Below are 18863 nucleotides of genomic sequence, written 5' to 3' on the forward strand. Positions count from 1 at the left end.
CGCTATTCCCGAACGAGAGAATGAAGCAGACGGCCCGCAAGAAGATGGCGCGAAGGCCAACCTGAGCACGTTGACTGCCAGATTCTTGTGATGAGGCCGAGAACTGATCCGGCTGTTGCGGATCTTGTATGCGACTTTTTCGTCGCGTGATCTACGCTTCCCGTTAGGCCTCAGAAGACCCCAGTTTCTCCAGCGATTCCTTCCCGGTCGGCAACGTCACGCAAAAAACGGCTCCGTGAGGTTCGTTCGGCGTTGCCCACAGCCGGCCGCCATGCGCTTCGACGATGGAGCGACAGATCGACAACCCCATCCCCAAACCGCTGGACTTGGTCGTGTAGAAGGCCTCGAAGATTCGCTCAGGATTGTCGTAAGGCAGCCCTGGACCCGAATCGCTCACCGCAACAAGCACGCTTCCAGACTCAACCTCACTGGTGCTGATCAGCAATTCGCGCGATCTCCCACTGACCTCGCTCATCGCTTCAATGGCATTCATGATCAAGTTCAGGGTCACCTGTTGCAACTGGACTCTGTCCGCCAAAATGTGCGGCAGCCCCTCTGACACTCGCATCTTCACCAAAACGCCATGCTCTGACATCGCGGCACGTGTCAGCCTCACAATATCCAAAATTGCTTCGTTAATCTCCAAGTCTTCCTTCCGCGCTGGCGCCTTTTTGGAGAAATCCCGAATCCGGCTGACAATATCAGCTGTCCGTTTGCCATCGCTAATAACATGGTCGATCAACCGCTTGGCCTTTTCCAAATTTGGCGGTTGACCGGCAAGCCAGCGCACAGCTGTACCGGCATTCGTAAGCAGGGCAGCGATAGGTTGGTTGACCTCGTGCGCAATTGAGGCTGCGAGTTGGCCCATGGTCGCAACTCGGTTCGCGTGCGCCAGCTCGGCCTCGACGCGCTTTCGCTCGGCCAGGTCGACTATGAAGGCCACGCCTTGGTGCTGGAGTTCGCCGAACATCGCGCGAGCCAGAAGCACGGGCACACGGCTACCATCTTTCCGAAAATACTCTTTCTCGAAGGGTTTGCAGGTTCCCGTACCTGCCAACTCTGCCGAGGCCCGTTCGTCGGCCCCGACCCATTCGGGAGGTGTCAGATCGGTCCAGCGCAGGCGATCCGAAATGAGATCATCGCGGCTATATCCCACCATACGGAGAAAAGCCTCATTGGCCTCGATGATGCGACCGTCGAGATCAAAGATCAATATCCCGATGATGTTGGAGTCAACCAGGCGTCGGACCTTAGCCTCACGTTCCTGGAGATCGCTATAAAGGCGCGTGTTCTCCAGCGAGATCGCGGCTTGTGCCGCCAGCAGTTCAAGGACCGCGATCCGAGCCTGTGTAAACACGTGTGAAGTCAGTCCGTTTTCGAGGAGGAGAATCCCGGTTAATTCCCGCTGTTTGATCAACGGTAGGCAGAGCATCGACTTCGATTGTCGATCGCGCAGATAGTCGTCCGCATAGAACAGGTTGGGTTTGGAGGCATCATCGAGAATCACGCTCTCCTGGGTGCGGATCACATAGCGAACGAGGGATTCGGGACAGGTGATCGGGGTAATCGGCTCATGGCGCATCGCGACCTCGACCTGATCTCCGGTCGCTCGCGCCTCGGCCTGGATTAGATATTCCTCCCCTGCCGGCAGTATCAAAAGGCCCCGATCAGCGCCCGCGTTCTCGATCGCGATCTTCATCAGCCGCTCGATCAATTTGGGCAACACGATCTCGCTGGACAGCGCTTGAGAGGCCTTCAAGACGCTCGCTACGTCCAAATGTTGGACCGGGGAGCCAATGATCGCGGCAGGACGCCGCTCTTCTGCGGCGGCCAAATGTGGATAAAGTCGATCAAGCTGCCGCACCTTGCCGTCGGCGCCCCAGCGAAGATAACAATCCCGGGCCTCGCGCAAATAGGCGTCGGCGAATTTATCGAAGCTGCGCGCGCTGTAGAACTGGGCTGCCAACTCATAGGCCAGGGCTTCGTTCTGCACGAAGCCGTGATCGCGGGCCGAGCGAATGGCTTGCTCGTACTGGCGCATGGCGTCGGCGACCCGCCCGTCGATCCGGGCTACCTCCGCCCCGACGAGCGCCGCTCGGTTGGCAAAATTCTCGGGGCAATGGGACGCCCAGGTGTCGAGCTTCTCGAGGTGTTCCGTCAGCCTCGCGCGATGATATTTACGGTCCTCAAACGAGGCGGCTTCATGGACGGCAGCATGGCAAAGCGCATCGTAGAAGTGGTATTCAACGACCTCCAAAAGAGACAGGGTACCTTCGACCATCGGTTGCGCCCTGGAGGCCGCGTGCAAGGCATCCACATGTTCGCCCGCGAGGAAACGTGCCTGCAGCTTGCGGATGTAGTACCAGCATTCCGGGAGCGCGAGCGCAGGCTTCCCAACGAGATCACGCTCAAGATCACTTTCACGGAACACAGCGTCGTCGAAGAAGCCAAGACGGGTGGTCAGTCCGCGCAGGCTGCGGATGAGACCGAGTTGACCGAGAATCCAGCCCTCGATCGTTTCGAAGCCTACTTTGCGGACAAAAGCGAGCCCGCGCTCAGCTTGCTCCTGAGCCTCGATCAACGGGTCGCCGGCCATGAGATAGTTGGTGGTGAGCTGGCCACAAGCGTATCCCGCGTAACTGATTTCACCGGTCCGGCTGGCTAGGTCGAAGCCACGAAACAGGAACTCGCGCCCCTTTCGGACATGCTGAGTCCAAGGCACGCCGAAACCGAATGTCTCGAATGTCCTGGCTTGAAACCGTTGCAATCCCGGTCGCTCGACCAACTCGCACCCCAACCGTCCGAAGCGGTAGCCGGCATCGAAATGGCCGAAGTGGTTTGCCAATGTGCCCAGCTGCGCGTAGGCGATACAAGATGCATCACAGTGACCCCGCTCGAGTCCCAAGCTGACCGCCGTGCAAACAGCCACCGCGAATAGATGATGGGAGTCGAAGTAATGTCCCGGGATCGCAACTCTGATCAATAGGTCCACGGCTGCCAGCGAACCGGGGTCGTTCATGAGCGGGAGATTGATGAGATCTTCGATCGGGCGAGCGCCCAGCCGGGTCCAGATGTCATCGTAGGCGACTCGAGCATCGGCTTCCGTCGGATGCTCTGTGATGTCGACGCCCAGATGTCGTAACGCACGCAAACCCACGTCGACTGCCTCGTCGCAACGATCGATTGCCTGGTAAAGATCGATCTGTAGGCCGGCCACCGCAACAAGCTCTCGCGTCGTGACGGCGCGAGTGGAAAGGCTGCGCAAACGCGCTTCGGCTTCCGCGATCGTTCCGGCCGCGAACTCGCAATCTGCCCTGGCCAGCTCCAGGGCAAAGCTGAGATCGCGACGCTGCTGCCAGTTATCCTCCGTCAGTAACGCGGCGCCTGTGGTCAGGTAATTCAATGCGGATACGTAGGCGGACGAGGCTTGGGCGCGCTTGCCGGCAAGCAGATTGAATTCGGCCAGTTGCTCGCGCTCCTCCGGCGCCGTCACCAGGGATGACGCGCGGTTGAGCTGGTTGACAATCTCGAATATGGATTCGTCCAGCTTGCCGGGAGGCGTATGCGCGACCAGCATCCTGCCGATTCGTAGGTGCATGGCGGCGCGCCGCTCGGTCGGGATCAGCGCATAAGCGGCCTCGTGGACGCGATCGTGGACGAAACGGTAGGAGTTCTCGAGGAAATCGACCAGCTCCTGGCGACGTGCCTCAACGAGGCTGGCGTGCAGTTCCTGCTCGGTGGTGTCGTGAGCGATAGCTAACATCGCGGTGGTCGCGATATTGCCGAGACAAGCCAGTTGTTGCAGGGCCTGCTGGGTTGGAGCAGGAAGCCGGGCTAATTTTCCGATCATCAAGTCAGCCACATTGTCGGTGTAACCCTTGGCGTGGATACGCTTGAGATCCCACGCCCACCGCGAATGCACATAATCGAACGCAATCAGACCTTCATCCGCCAACGTCGACAGGAACTGGTTGATGAAAAATGGATTGCCACCGCTCTTCTGTAAAATCAGCTGAGCCAGATCCCTCACCCGATCCGGTTCACAGTGCAGCGCATCCGCGATCAACTGCGAAACGACTTGAGCATCGAGCGCGCCTAGCGTGATCTCCTTGACGAGAGACGTGCCGGCCGCCTTTATCGAGCCGAGTTTACGCATCAGCGGATGAGAGGCATCGACCTCGTTGTCACGATAGGCGCCAATGAGAAGCAGGTGTGGGACGCTCCCTTCGGTGAGGAGGTCCTCGATAAGATCCAGAGTAGCCGCGTCGAGCCATTGCAGGTCGTCGAGAAACAGAGCGAGCGGATGTTCAGGGCGCGCGAAGACGCCGATGAAACGCCGCAGTAGCAACTGGAAGCGCCGCTGGGCGTCGGGTGCGGGTAGCTCAGGGACCGACTCTTGCTCCCCAACGATGAGTTTCAGCTCTGGAACCAGGTCGACGATGAGGGCGCCGTGAGGCTCAAGCGCATGGAGCAAAGTCTGCCTCCACTGGCCGAGTTCGGCTTCGCTCTTGGCGAGGATCGGGCGGATGAGCCGTCGAAAGGCTTGTGCCAGAGTTGCATAGGGAATGTCGCGTTTGTATTGGTCGAACTTGCCGGATGCGAACAGGCCGCGTGGCGGAACCAAGGCCTTGTGAAGTTCATTCACCACCGATGATTTGCCGATACCCGTATAGCCTGACACCAAGACCAACGCCGTCGTCGGATGCTTGACGATGGTGTCGAAGGCATTCTGCAATACGGCTATTTCTGGGGCGCGCCCATACAGGTATTCAGGAATCATGAGCCGCCCAGACGGCTCATGCCGTCCGAGGGTGAAGGGCTCGATGCGCCGTTGGCTCTCCCACTGGATCGCACAATGTCGCAGGTCTTGCTCCAGTCCTACCGCCGTCTGGTAGCGCTCCTCTGCGGTCTTGGCGAGGAGCTTCATGACGATGTTGGACAACGGAGGCGGTATGCCGGTGACTCGCCGGTCGGGCGCCGGCGGCATGCGCGCGATGTGGCAATGAACCCATTCCATGGCATCGGTCGCCGTGAATGGCAGCGTTCCCGTCAGCATTTGATAGAACGTGACGCCAAGCGCGTAGAGGTCACTGCGCAGATCGATCGAGCGATTCATTCGTCCTGTTTGTTCCGGCGCCATGTAGGCTAGGGTTCCCGCAATGAATTCGGGAGACTCGGGTGCCTGCCGCTCGCGAGGCAGCCGCGAGGCGATGCCAAAGCCGGTCAACCTGACTTGTTCGCCGACAGGGTCGAGAAGAATGTTGGCGGGCTTGATGTCTTTGTGGACCAGGCCTCGCTCGTGCATTTTGCTGACGGCTGCGGTGATGCCGATGGCGAAGCGCAGGAACTTCTCAACTTCCATTGGCGTGTCCAGAAGCTGGCTAAGCAACTCGCCTCCGGGGTCTTCAAATATCAGAGTTGTCTGGCCATTTTCATGTACGAGTTCGAGCGGGTAAAGCGCCCAGGCGCGATCGAGATATTCCGCAAGCTCGTATTCGCGAATAAGTCTCTTGAAACCGCTGGACGACGCGCGCTCGGAGACGGCGAGCACGGTGACTGATGTACTTAGGGCAGCATTTTGGCGCCGGATCCTGCGCAAAAGGATTTCGCCGCCTTGCGACGCCAACACCTGGACTGCGTCGCTATCTTCGATCTTGCGAAAACCTGACGCATTCACGGAAATAACTCCGGTTCGCAACGTTCCTGACTGCGGACATCGCGAATTCCGATGTCGATTCAAGGTATCTCAGAGAGCATCTATGTCAAATTGGCGCCCATCGGGACCCCACGCCAGATCGGCGCCGAAGAGAGACACCCTCTTTAGGACATGCACGAGGGCTAGCCCGCATTTCTCACAGTGTTGAGGCGCATCGGGGCGCGAATCAGCGAAAGTTCTTTTTGCGAGAAGGACTTCGCGGTGATTCAAGGAATGCCCCGATGCCGGCACAGTGTAGCGCAGAACGGTTTGATTTTGGAGAGGTGGAAGGCCGCATCGTGGAAGCGGCTTTTGATGGTGGCCTGGTGACGTCGGATGCGGGCGCGCTGCTGCTGGGCGCGTCTGATCGGGCGATTGATCTGGTGGGGCGCTTTGCCGATTGCTTTCGCGATCATCGCCGGGTGGACTTGATCGAGCACGCAGTCGGAACGTTGGTCGGACAGCGGGTCTTTGGCATCGCACTTGGCTACGAAGACATCAACGATCACGACGAGTTGCGGCACGACCCGCTGATGGCGGTGCTGGCGGGCAAGCTTGTTGCCAGGCGCGAGGACTGCGCACCGGTGGCCGGCAAGTCGACGCTGAACCGGCTGGAACTGGGCCGGGAGGAACCTTCGCGCTATCACAAGATCGCCTACGACGCGGCGGCGATCGAGGCGTTGCCGGTGACGCTGTTCCTGGAGGCGCACAAGCGACCGCCGCCGCAGATCATCCTCGATCTCGACGCCACCGACGATCCTCTGCACGGGCATCAGGAGGGGCGCTTCTTCCACGGCTATTACGACTGCTACTGCTATCTGCCGCTGTACGTGTTCTGCGGCCGGCATCTGCTGGCGGCCAAGCTGCGGCGCGCCGACATCGATGCCAGCGCAGGCAGTGTCGCGGAGATCGCGCGGATTGTCCGGCAAATCCGCGCCCGCTGGCCGTTCGTGCGCATCGTGCTGCGCGCCGACAGTGGCTTTGCGCGCGAGGCGCTGATGGCGTGGTGTGAGCAAAACCGCGTGGATTATCTGTTCGGGCTCGCCCGCAACACGCGCCTGGTCGCCATGATCGAGGAGGAGCTCGCCGCGGCGAGAGCCACAGCCGAGACGACCGGCCAACCGGCACGCCGCTTCAAGGACTTCCAATGGCGTACGCGCGACACCTGGAGCCAGGAGCGCCGCGTCGTCGCCAAGGCGGAGTGGACGCAAGGCGAGGCCAATCCGCGCTTCGTCGTCACCTCGCTCAAGCGCAGCGCGGCGGGCGTGCGGCAGCTCTATGAGGACATCTACTGCGCCCGCGGCGACATGGAGAACCGCATCAAGGAGTGCCAGCTCGATCTCTACGCCGACCGCACCTCGGCCGCCACCATGCGCGCCAACCAGCTGCGGCTGTGGTTCGCCTCGATGGCCTATGTGCTGATCTGTGCCCTGCGGCGCATCGGCCTTGCCGAAACCACCTTTGCGGACGCCACCTGCGGCACCATCCGCCTCAAGCTCCTCAAGATCGGCGCACTGGTGCGCATCAGCGTCCGCCGCATCAGGATCGCCATGGCCTCGGCCTGCCCAGCCGCTCAGCCGTGGGGACACGCGGCTCGTCGCCTGGCCGAAGCCGCCAAGGCTCGCGCCTCGCCGGCCTGACACGCGACGCTGCGACGCGCTCAATCGGCGGCATCACCAACAGGCCCAACGGAGACATTCAAAACCAAATCGCCGGCTGCGCCTTCAGCGCCACGGCTCCCCGTTGCCTTGCCAAATCCTCCTATCCTCCGTCGCTGAGCAATCGGTCGTGTGAGAAATGCGGGCTAGCGTTGTCGCGGTACTGTTCACGGTTGCGCAGCCGCGCAAACGCGGCGGCGTGAGGCGCGGTGTTTTGAAGTTCAGGCGCGATTTTTAGCGCCAACTTCGCTGCCGGTCTCGACGATATCGCAGTCTTGCGTCAGCCAATCGAGCAACGCTGTGCTCATCGTGGGATCGTCGAACACGCTCGGCCATGAGGCGATCCCCATCGCACCGTCGGTAGACCTTTCGCGGGGCCGCGCGCCTTCAAAAGCCGCCCGTAACGCTTATAAAATGGGCAGCGGCCGCCCTTTCCGCGGCGACATCGTCTCCAATCTGAGCTATAGTGGAACCCGTTTTCGGGAGTGTCCGCCCGCGCGATCCGAGCTTCATCATCGGATTACAGAACGAGGGTCTGGCGCCGTGGAGCTTGCGGGAAAGGAGAGGCGTCATGTGTGATTGTCATGGCAGCCTTGCGGTTCCGACGACGACCGTCTTGAAACGACGATCGTTCCTGAAAGCAAGCGCGATGGGAACGATCGCGATGGCGATCGGGGGCGGGGCAATGGGTCTGCCCGGATCGGCCCGCGCCGCAGCGTCCGTCAAAGCGACCCACGGCAGCGGCTTTTGCAACGTCGCATTCTTCATCGCGCACGCACGCCAACTAGCCAAGAACGACGGACTGACGCTCGAATTCGTCAATACCCCTTCCTTCGCCGACGAGGTCACCTTCCTCGGCACCGGACAGGCAGACGTCAGCATGCTGCCCTACACGAACTTCATGGCTCTCTACGACGCCGGCGCGCCGGTCAAGATCGTCGCCGGCGGCGGCGTCCAGGGCGTCTATATCGTCGCCCAGCCGGGGCTCGACACGCCCGCCAAGCTCAAGGGCAAGACGCTCGGAACCTTCCAAAACAACACGCTCGAAGTCCTGCCCTACGATTGGCTGAAAAAGAACGGCGTCGCCTACAGGGACATCACCGTCCGCTACATGGACTCGATCGGCGACATGGTGGCCGCATTCAAGGCCGGCGCGATCGATATCGCCTCCACCATCGAGCCCTATGGCTCGGCGCTCCTCAGCGACGTGAAAGGTTCGGTACTGCTGTCCGACGGCGTTGACATCTATGGGCCGCAATATACGGACTGCGTGCTCGCCGCGAGCGCCACTCTGCTCGCGAAGGACCCCGAGAGCGTCAAGGCGCTGATCAAGGCGATGCTGAAGGCGCAGCTGCTCTGGGAGCAGGATCCCGAGGGACTGCTCACGGAGCTCGTCGGCCCCTACTACAAGACCTCGCTCGAAAACGCCCGGATCGGCGGAAAGGCTCAGCCGGCGCAGGTCGATCAGAGAGCACAGACGGACTTTATCCTGAATCGCGTCGATTCGGTCATGGCGATGGGCTACATCAAGAAGAGGCCGGGCAAGGATGCGATCGACTGGAGCTATCTCGAGGCGGCGATCGCCGAGGTTCCCGACGTTTACGCCAAGCTCAAATTCAAATCGGCTTGAGCTAGGTGACAGCGAGCAGCGCCAAGACCGGCGGCGAGACGAAAGTCGCCGACGTTCGAGGATTCGCCACTGTCTTATTCGGTCAGACGATCGAATTCACGCGTCAGCATGGGCCGAAACTGGGCTGGAGCCTTCTCTCGGTCGGGCTGTTCGCCGGTTTATGGGAATTTCTCTGGTATATCGGCGTCACCGATCAGCGCTTGCTACCGCCTCCGCACGTCTTCCTCGGCGATATCGCCGGGCAGGCGAGGAACTTCAACACGGCCAAACGCTGGGAGATCGGCATTGATCCCAATTCCGGCCCGACGCCCTTTGGCGCCGTCGTCATTACCATGGCCTCATCGACGATTCGGGTACTCGCGGGCCTCGCCATCGCGACGATCACCAGCCTCTGCATGGGGGTTCTGATCCGCTATCATGGCGTGTTAGGCAAGCTGGTACTGCCGACGGTGACGCTTCTCGCTCCGGTCTCTCCTGTCGCTTGGCTGCCGGTGGCGATCTTCCTGTTCGGCATCGGCAACAGACCGGCGATCTTCATGGTGTTCATCGCCCTGTTCTTCACGATGACGCTCGCCACCATCACGCAGATTGATTCGGTCAATCGCAATTACGTCAATGTCGCGCGCACGATGGGCGCCAGCAAGCGGCAGATCTACACACGTGTGATCCTGCCGGCGATCCTGCCGGGCTTTCTCGTGGTGCTCCGTCTCAATTTGTTCAGCGCGTGGATGGTCGTGCTGGTCGCCGAGGCGACCGGCGTCGATTACGGGCTCGGTCAGATCATCTCGATGGCCCGCAATACGTTCAACCCCGGTCTCGTCTTCTTCACCATCGTCATCATCGGTCTGCTCGGCTTCACCTTGGACTTTGGCCTGCGGCTGCTGCAGCGGCGTGTCCTGTTTTGGCTTCCAAAGGGGCAGGGAGGGTTGGGCAGTGGTTGACGCGCCTCGACTGAATAGCGTCGCCTGCGCCGTGAGCTGCGTTGGCGTCGGCAAGATTTGGAATACGGGAAGCAAGCTGGCTCACGAGGCGTTGACCGACATTGAGCTCAAGATCGAAGCCGCCGAGTTCGTGGTTTTGTTGGGCCCCTCCGGTTGTGGCAAGAGCACGCTGCTCAGTCTCATCGCCGGGCTCGAAGAGCCCACTTCGGGAGTAATAAGTGCGCACGGCGAACCCGTCACCGGACCAGCGCCAGAGCGCAGCCTGATCTTCCAGGAGACGTCGCTCTTCCCTTGGTTGAATGTTTGGCAGAACGTCAGCTTCGGTCTTTCTGTCCGTGGCGTGCCGACCGAGCAACGCAAGGAGACGGCACGTCAGGTGTTGGGGAGGGTCGGCCTTTCCGATGCGTTCGACAAGCGCCCGGACGAGCTCTCCGGTGGAATGCGCCAGCGTGTCGCGGTCGCCCGCGCCCTCGCCATGCAGCCCAAAGTCCTGTTGATGGACGAGCCTTTCGCTGCTCTTGACGTCCAGACCCGCGTCAAGATGCAAGATTTCCTGCTCGATGTTTGGGATGTCAGCAAGGCCTCTGTTTTGTTCGTCACCCATCATATGGACGAGGCCATCGCGCTCGCCGACAGGGTCGTCGTATTGACGGCGCGCCCCGGCCGCATCAAGGCAATCGTGCCGATCGATTTGCCGCGACCGCGGGATCTGATGTCGCCGGCCCTGATCGCGTTACGCGTCGAATTGACCTCGCTGTTGCGCGACGAGGTTGATCGCGCGTTCGCCGAGCAGGAGAGCATCTCCGTCACCTGCTGACGGAACGGCGGCGTAAACCTTGGTATGGGCCCCCCATCCCTTTGGGTATCCGACGACTCCCTACAATTGAGCCGTTGATCGCGATCGTCTCGTGTAGAACGCATGCGGTAGCGACCCCTCCGCAGCCCCAGGGCTGTTGTCGTTGCCCTCAGTGGGCGTTTCCTCCCTAGACTTGAAGGCCGCTTGTGGCAGCACAGGGCGGGCTTTTTCTCTGAGCGCAGCTATCGTCGCCGGAATCCGCTATTGGCGCCGAAGCGCCTCGCCCGCGGTTAAGCCGTCGACAAGATCGCGAAAACGCCAGAAGCAGGCCGCGTGAAAGCGCGGCCACATCTAGTGAATTAGCTCATACTTGCGCGTGGTCCACGCGGCCAAAAACAGCGAAGCCCGGAGGACCCAGTCTGTACTCCAACAACCCATGCCCGACTGGCTCACGGTCGACTTGCTGACGGGACAAGCGGATTGCACCGGCCACACTGGCAGCGAAATACAGCTACTATGACTTGAGACTGTCCTGATTTTGCTGGCCGCCGATGACGCGGACGGTCGGCCGCCCACTCTTTTGGTAGATAAAGGCGATACGCCACCGGCAGGCTCGCGTGATGGTCGGCAATCGAGAGGGTCGCGGCGACCTGACAATTGTCTTGCTTGCCCAGTTGGCCGCAATATTGCCGCGCAAAGCATACCAAACATCGCTGCAACGCCTCACATGCCTTTTGCAAGCATCGGCCACGGATGGCGCCACCCCTCACCTTCAGCCATTACGGATCGCGGTGGATGATGCTGATTTTCAGATGTTCAGGACTGCCAGCTGTCCGGGCACCGCGATCAGCTTCGCGACGCAGGCGACGTTGAGCTCGCATGATTGAACACGGTAAGATTGATTTTTCCGCTGAGACGAGAGAGATAGATGATGCTGTCCGGCTTCTAAGGATCATGAAAAGCCATTGACCATTTTTCTGGCCAGACTTTGCTGTCTCCCCTTCGTGACATCAGTTGGAATGCCCATCAAGACGACATTGTCGTCTCTAAGGTTGACCATCCTGAGCGGCGTAATCGTTTCTACCTCGGCATAACGGCGGACGAGATACACCGCCAGACGCTCTCGCCGTCGACGCGGATAGCCGCCCGTAGCGTCCGCTCATACATTGATATGACAGGGCCCCGCCCTAGGTTCGATGGTCAAGCACGGCAATAGTCTCCAAAACTGAAAAGGCTCATTGGCTTCAAGGAACGAAGTCGTGATGTCCCGGAGTGCTCCGGCCTACCCTAAGCCGAATTGGAGGCGAACATGAGTTTAATTGACAAAGCTCTGGTAGCGAACCGCAACTACGCAAAGAGGCCTGATCCAAAGCTCCGAGAACGCCCGGCTCCCAGACTCGCAGTCGTAACTTGCATGGATCCGCGTCTCTCGGATCTTCCCGCAATTCTTGGGTTACCGCACGCCGATCTCGACGTTATCAGAACCGCTGGACCAGCAGTGACCGAAGACGTTCTTGGGGAGCTTGTTGCCTCCAATCGGATAATCGGAACTACGGAGATCATGCTTCTCAACCATACCGGTTGCGGGTTCACTACCTTCACCGATGAGCAGCTAAACACCAAACTAGCTGAGACGACCGGTGACCCGTCGCCTGCGCCGATGCGCTTCTTCTCGTATAAGGATCCCGAACAACACACTCGCGAACAGATCGAAAAAGTGAGGTCACATCCTTGGATCGCAAAAGAAGTTGCGGTGCGGGGGTTTGTCTTAGACATGGAAACAGGTCTCCTCAAGGAAGTCAAAGCCATCCCAAAGCAGCGAGCGACCTGAAGGGCGATTTTGGAGCTTGTATGTGAGGGGCCGGAGCGCAGAAGCACGAAAATCGCTAAGTGCTCATAACTGAAGTGGATTCAAGACTCAATTCTGTGGGACGGTCGCGCGACGCTGTTCACGACGCTCGCTCAGGCTCAAGCCGAGCTGTCGCGTGGATGGACGTCTACAACAACGTCCGCCTACAGCACGCTTGGCGACCTCACACCGAGCGAGTTTGCCAACCGCAGTGCTTGCGGGCCGCAACGGGGCGGCGCGCTACGCTACCCGGGGGCTCCAATGGAAACGCAAAAAACGAAATTGCAAGCTTTCGAGGTCCCAAGTCCCAAAAGCCCGCAATCTCAAATCCCGTTCTGCCCCGAAAAATCGCCCCCCACTCAAGGGCTTTGGAAGTTTTTTCACGGTCGACGACCTAGGCGGCGGGCGGCCCTGCGCTCTCAACCGGTTTTTCTCCGAGCGGGAGGATGATGGAAAAGATCGCCCCGCGAGGTTCGTTTGGCGCCGCCCAGAGCTGCCCCTCATGCGCTTCGATGATCGAGCGACAGATCGAGAGGCCGATCCCCAAACCCGCGGCCTTGGTTGTGTAAAACGCGTCGAAGATGCGTTCGGCACCGGCTTGAGACAGGCCGGGACCGGTATCGCTTACCGCAACGAGCACTCCCGTCCGCGCCTCACTCGTGGTGATCCGCAATTGGCGCGATCCTTCACTGACCTCGCTCATTGCTTCGATAGCGTTCATGATCAGGTTCAGGATCACCTGTTGCAACTGGACTTTATCTCCCAAAAGACGCGGTAGATCTTTTGCCAGCTCTGTGTTCGCCGAGACCCCGTGATCCGATATTGCAGCGCGGGTCAATCCCAGAACTTCCAGAATTGTTTCGTTGACGTTTAAGGCTTCCGGCCGCGCCGGCTTCTTTTGGAGAATTCTCTAATTCGGCTCACAATATCCGCGGTTCTGTTTGCATCGCCGATAACACGGTCGATCAACGGCCGGGCTCTTTCCAGATTCGGCGGCTGACGGGCGAGCCAGCGTACGGCGGTTTGCGCGTTCGTAAGGAGGGCCGCGATCGGCTGGTTGACTTCGTGGGCAATGGAGGCCGTGAGCTGGCCCATTGTCGCGATCCGGTTCGCGTGGGCCAGCTCCACCGCGGCTTGGCGCAAAGCCTCTTCGGCCCGCTTCTGGTCGTCGATGTCGGTCGTCGTACCGACAAATTTGAGGACCTTTCCTTCCGCATCGCGAAGGACCACGGCTTGATTAAGGTGCCAGCGATAGACGCCATCCTGAGCGCGAAGAGACCGGGTTTCAAATGCAAACCCTTGACCTGAGCGCACGCCATTCCAAAAGATTCTGACTGCCATCTCCCGATCTTCGGGATGGATGGCGGTCATCCAGGCTTCGGGATGCGAACGGACGAAATCGAGAGACTGTCCGGCGAACTCAAGCCAAACCCGATTCACAAAATCCGGTGTCCCATCGGGCTTGAGCGTCCAGGCGGAGACAGGTAGTTGCTGCAGCAATTCCACTTGTAGCTGCAATCCGGCACCCGCCCGCAGCAGTTCGCCATAAAGACGCGAATTCTCAAGCGAAATGGCTGCCTGTGCTGCGATCAGTTCGAGAACCGCGATTCGATCCGCAGTGAACGCATGAGACGTTAGCGTGTTTTCGAGCAGGAGAATTCCGGTTAGCTGCTGCTGCTTGATCAGCGGAAGACCGAGGATCGATTTTGATCGTCGCTCGCGCAGATAATCATCGTCGGAAAACATGTTGGGCTTAGAGGCGTTGCCAACAATCATGCTTTCCCGTGAGCGGATGACGTATCGAACGAGGGATTCGGGACAGGAGCCTCCGGCGATAGGTTCCTCGCGCATGGTGACTACGATCTGATCGCCGGTCGCCCGTGCCTCTGCCCGGATCAGATATTCGTCTTCCGAGGGCAGGATCAAAAGGCCGCGATCGGCGCCGGCGTTCTCGATTGCGATCGTCATCAACCGATCGATCAAATTCGGCAACTCGATCTCGCCTGACAAGGCTTGAGATGCCTTGACGACGCTGGCTGCGTCCAGATGTTCGATCGGCGGATCAATAGCCAACGCAGACTGCCGCCCCTGGGGACCGGCCAAATGCGGATAGCGCGCATCGAGCTGCCGGACCTTGCCGTCGGCGCCCCAACGGAGGTAACAGTCCCTGGCCTCGCGGAGATGGGCGTTCGCGGATGTCTCGAAGCCGCCCGCGCTGTAGAACCGGGCGGCCACTTCATAGGCCACGCCTTCGTTTTGCACGAAACCATACTTGCGGGCGGAGCGAATGGCCTGCTCGTATAGGCGCATGGCATCGAGATTGCGGCCTTCAATCCGTGCGATTTCCGCGCTAACCAGTGCAGCCCGGTTTTCGAAATTCTCCGGGCAATTCTCCGCCCATATTGCAAGCTGTCTGTAATGATCGGTCAGCGCCTTAAGGTGCTCCTGTCGCGATTTCTTGGTTGCAGAATCAAAAGCCGCGGCCCGAGCTAGAGCACCGTAAAAGTAATACTCCACCACCTCAAAGTAGGAGTGCGATGTCCAGAGCAGGCGCTCGGCACGCAGCGAGGCTTGAATAGCGGAACGATAGTCCTGCGCAAAAAAACGCGCCTGTAACTTTCTGATCCAATACCGACATTCGGGTAGCGCCAAAGCAGGATTGCGTGACAATCGACGCTCGAATTGAAGCTCGTCAAAGTCACCGTCTCCGAACGAACCGAACTTCGTCGTCAAGCCCCGAAGCGTCCGGACAATCGCGAGTTGTGCGGTGAGGATATCCACGACGGTGCCGAACAGGGCCTTGCCGGCGAACTCGAGGCCTGCCTCAGCTTCACGCTGCACCTCGGCCAAAGGGTCTCCGGTGGCGAGAAGATTTGTGATTAGTTGGTACCAGCTATATGCTGCAAAAGTGAGATCCCCCATCCTGTTCGCGGCGTCGAAAGCGCGCCGAACAAGCTCTCGTCCCGTTTTGACGTGTCGCGTCCACGGCATAACGCCGTTCCCAAAGCGCAAATAGACGCGAGCTTGATAACGTTGCCATCCGTGCTTCTCCACCAGATCGTAACCTAGCTTGCCAAGCCGGAATCCGGCCTCATAGTTTCCGAAATGAGGACCAGCGAGCAAACCCAGCGACACATACGCAAAGCACGACGCGTCGCTGTTGCCGTGCTCAAGGCTGAGCCGGACCATTCGACAAAGCAGGAGATCATGAAGGTTTCCATCGGTAAACATCGCCGACATCGCAAACTCGGTGTAAACGTCCAGAACATCGAGCACGTCCGGATTCGTGATCAAGGGCAAGTCCACGAGTTCTTCGACTTGGCGATTTCCTAGCGCTGACCAGATTTGATCGTATTCCCCTAATACTTCCTTGCTCGTGGGATGTGGCGACCAGTCCTTGCCGCGACCTTTCTCGTATTCGATGAATACCTCCACGCCGCGATCGCTTCGACCCAAAAGGTCATAGAGCGTCAGGCGCAAGCGTGTGACAAGGGCGATGTCGTGGGCCTTTTTCGCGCTTTCGGCCAGCATAGAAAGCCGCGTTTCCGCAGCAGCCATCTGAGCCGTCAGTAGTTCACATGACGCAAGAAGATACTCGATCGAGAAGATAAGGTCGTAGTTGCGATCCCAGGTCTCGTCCGTCAACAATCGGCGTCCGGCGTGGAGATACCTGAGTGCCGACGCGTACGCCGTCGACATCTTTGCTCGCCTGCCCGCGATGAGGTTCAATTCCGAAATTTGTTCGCGCTCCGCAGTCGACGTGACCAGATGAGAGCCACGGTTGAGTTGATTGGCGATCTCGAAGATTCCTTCCTCAAGTTTTTCTGAGGACGTGTGCGAGGCCATCAACATGCCGATACGCAAATGCGCGTCTGCCCGCAATTCTTGAGGGATTAAAGAGTACGCTGCTTCTTGGACACGGTCGTGGAGAAATCTGTATGAATGTTCCGATCGGAAAATGAGACCCACTCGGACTGCTTCCCAAATCTGTCCATGCATTTCCTCGCTCGAGTCCTGATAAACCATGCGTATCATTGCGAAGTCGGCGCTGTTCCCGAGGCACGCAAGCTGCTGTAGTGCTTTCTGCGTCCCGGTGGGCAGGCGATTCAACTTCGCCACCATGAGGTCAACGACGTTCTCTGTATAACTTTTCGCGTGAATATGATTCAGGTCCCAGCGCCATCGCCCTCTGATGTGATCAAAGATGAGCAATCCTTCTTCGAAGAGCGCGGATATGAATTGAATGACAAAAAATGGATTGCCGGACGTCTTCTCCTGGACCAATCCGGCCAACGGGCGGCCGTGCGCGCTCTCACAATGAAGCGAATCTGAAATTAACTGCCCGAGGTCGTCCCGTGTCAAAGGCGCGAGTACAATTTCGTGCACTGTTGCTCCGGCCTGGCGGATGGCCTGCAGCTTTTGCATCAGCGGATGTGCACGGGACACTTCGTTGTCACGGTAGGCCCCAATCAACATCAGATTCTTTACGTCCGGATGCGTCAGTAAATCCCCCATCAGATCCATCGTGGCTGCGTCAAGCCATTGCAGATCGTCGAGGAAGAGGGCGAGAGGATGCTCCCGTGTGAATGCGCCGATGAATCGACGCAGCACGAGTTGGAACCGGCTCTGCGCATCGCGTGGGGGAAGTTCCGGAACGGGCTGCTGCTCTCCGATGATGAAATTCAACTCCGGGACGAGATCCACCATGAGCTGGCCATTCGGGCCAAGAGCCTCGCGAATTGTTTCGCGCCAACGGCCGAGCTCTTCCTCGCTCTTCGCCAGGATTGGGCGGATCAAGCTCTGGAAGGCTTGCGCGAGCGTCGCATAAGGGATGTCGCGCTTGTACTGATCGAACTTACCTGATGCAAACAAGCCTCGAGGCGGGACGAGCGGTTTATGAAGTTCATTGACAAGGGAGGACTTGCCAATACCCGAGTAGCCGGAAACAAGAACGAGCTCCGGTCTGCCTGAACCCACGACACGGTCAAAGGACGCCAACAAGGTGGCGATCTGGGGCTCTCGCCCGTAAAGCACCTCAGGGATCAGCAATCGGTCCGAAGCGTCGAGCGCGCCCGCCTGGAATGGATCAATGCGACCGTGCGACTGCCACTCGCTCAGACAACGATGCAGGTCGGCTTCAACTCCCGTCGCCGTCTGGTAACGCTCTTCAGCAGTCTTCGCCATGAGCTTCATCACGATTGAGGAAACGGCCTCGGGAATCCCGTTTACCCGTTCGCGCGGCGCACGAGGCTGCCTTGCAATATGGCAGTGTACCCATTCCATCGGATCGGAGGCGGTAAAGGGAAGGCTTCCGATCAGCATTTCGTAGAGTGTTACCCCGAGCGAATATAGGTCACTGCGGAATCGATTGAGCGGTTCATTCGCCCGGTCTGCTCGGGCGCCATGTAGGCCAGCGAACCGGCGATGACCTCGGGAGGATCAGGCGCTTGCCGTTCCCGAGTCAAACGCGACGCGATTCCAAACCCGGTAAGCCGCACCTCACCACTCCCGTTGCTCACCAGAATATTGGCAGGCTTGATGTCCCTATGGATGAGGCCGTGCTGGTGGACCTTGGCGAGCGCTGCTGCTACGCGGACTGCGATGCGCAGGAATGTCTCCAGACCCATCAGCGCACCAATGAGGTTACTCAGCAATTCTCCGCCGGGGTCTTCGAGCACCAATATGCTCCGACCACGATCTCGCACAAGCTCAAGCGGCCGCACCGCCCACGCGGCGTCGAGCTCTTCCTTGAGGGAGTATTCGTGAGCGAGGCGATCGAGAGTAGTTGCCGCTGGTTGTTCAGATGCCGGCAGTGAAATCAGTACGTCTTCACGTCTACCTCCGGCGCCCTGACGCCACCCTCGGCCGAAAACGAGTCCACCATCCTCTGACAAAATCTCCAGGGCTCCAATTCCCTTCTCTCCAATGCCGAAAACTGCCTCCAATTTGCGAGCCTCGCTGTTAAGCTGGTTGCGATGCGCAGCTAAACAGAACTGCCCGCCGATAGTGGACGGACGTCATTTTGGCTGGGTCAGCGCTTCTTAGCCTCGATCTCGGGCAAGGTTAGCACTGCCGCGCACGCTCTTGGAAGCTGCGTGTGTTTCGGCGCGTAGTCTCGACTGATCGGCGCGGGGGTCCCGCCATGCCGACTCAACGAAATCAATGGACCGGCGGGAGAGAGGGACCTTGCCGCGAGCATGGCGATCGACGGCCCCGCGAAGGACAGCGCGAAACACACCGACGGGCTCAGTAATAACAACGCGCTTGCGTTGAAGCCCTAAAGCGCAGGGATGG

At 59.3% G+C, this 18863-nt stretch carries 6 protein-coding genes and 2 pseudogenes; 5 read left to right on the forward strand and 3 right to left on the reverse strand.

What is annotated here, in order from left to right:
- Window positions 1–163: 163 nt before the first annotated feature.
- Window positions 164–5677 (reverse strand): trifunctional serine/threonine-protein kinase/ATP-binding protein/sensor histidine kinase, encoded by a 5514-nt coding sequence (locus ACTGJ9_RS01285; protein ID WP_456675592.1) that lies wholly within the window; start codon window positions 5675–5677, stop codon window positions 164–166.
- A 260-nt stretch (window positions 5678–5937) separates the two neighbouring features.
- Between ACTGJ9_RS01285 and ACTGJ9_RS01290 the strand changes: the two genes are divergently transcribed.
- From ACTGJ9_RS01290 to ACTGJ9_RS01305, 4 genes are all read left to right on the forward strand, one after another.
- Window positions 5938–7335 carry an IS1380 family transposase gene (locus tag ACTGJ9_RS01290; RefSeq protein WP_456673068.1) on the forward strand — a complete coding sequence of 466 codons (1398 nt, stop codon included), beginning with the start codon at window positions 5938–5940 and terminating at the stop codon, window positions 7333–7335.
- 589 nt (window positions 7336–7924) lie between these two features.
- A complete protein-coding gene (locus tag ACTGJ9_RS01295) occupies window positions 7925–8983 on the forward strand; it encodes an ABC transporter substrate-binding protein (protein ID WP_456675593.1) in 1059 nt (352 codons plus the stop codon).
- Between the two features lie 5 nt (window positions 8984–8988).
- On the forward strand, window positions 8989–9924 hold the full coding sequence (locus ACTGJ9_RS01300) for an ABC transporter permease (RefSeq protein WP_456675594.1): 936 nt from the start codon (window positions 8989–8991) through the stop codon (window positions 9922–9924).
- A gap of 10 nt (window positions 9925–9934) precedes the next feature.
- Window positions 9935–10741, forward strand: a complete 807-nt coding sequence (locus ACTGJ9_RS01305; protein ID WP_456678416.1) for an ABC transporter ATP-binding protein — start codon at window positions 9935–9937, stop codon at window positions 10739–10741.
- Window positions 10742–11265: 524 nt separating this feature from the next.
- Here the strand turns inward: ACTGJ9_RS01305 and ACTGJ9_RS01310 are convergent.
- Window positions 11266–11415 (reverse strand): annotated as a pseudogene (locus ACTGJ9_RS01310) (transposase); the annotation flags it as partial.
- A gap of 614 nt (window positions 11416–12029) precedes the next feature.
- Between ACTGJ9_RS01310 and ACTGJ9_RS01315 the strand changes: the two are divergent.
- Entirely contained in the window at window positions 12030–12551 is a 522-nt protein-coding gene (locus ACTGJ9_RS01315) for a beta-class carbonic anhydrase (protein ID WP_456675595.1), read from the forward strand.
- Window positions 12552–12963: 412 nt separating this feature from the next.
- Here the strand turns inward: ACTGJ9_RS01315 and ACTGJ9_RS01320 are convergent.
- A pseudogene (locus ACTGJ9_RS01320) lies at window positions 12964–18472 on the reverse strand (trifunctional serine/threonine-protein kinase/ATP-binding protein/sensor histidine kinase).
- Window positions 18473–18863 lie beyond the last annotated feature (391 nt).

Source organism: Bradyrhizobium sp. RDM12, assembly GCF_051917485.1.
Taxonomy (GTDB): Bacteria; Pseudomonadota; Alphaproteobacteria; order Rhizobiales; family Xanthobacteraceae; genus Bradyrhizobium.

What these genes read in the sequence shown, in the direction of transcription:
- ACTGJ9_RS01290 (WP_456673068.1), top strand. Translation starts at nt 5,938, where the DNA reads ATGCCGGCACAGTGTAGCGCAGAACGGTTTGATTTTGGAGAGGTGGAA.
- ACTGJ9_RS01295 (WP_456675593.1), top strand. Translation starts at nt 7,925, where the DNA reads ATGTGTGATTGTCATGGCAGCCTTGCGGTTCCGACGACGACCGTCTTG.
- ACTGJ9_RS01315 (WP_456675595.1), top strand. Translation starts at nt 12,030, where the DNA reads ATGAGTTTAATTGACAAAGCTCTGGTAGCGAACCGCAACTACGCAAAG.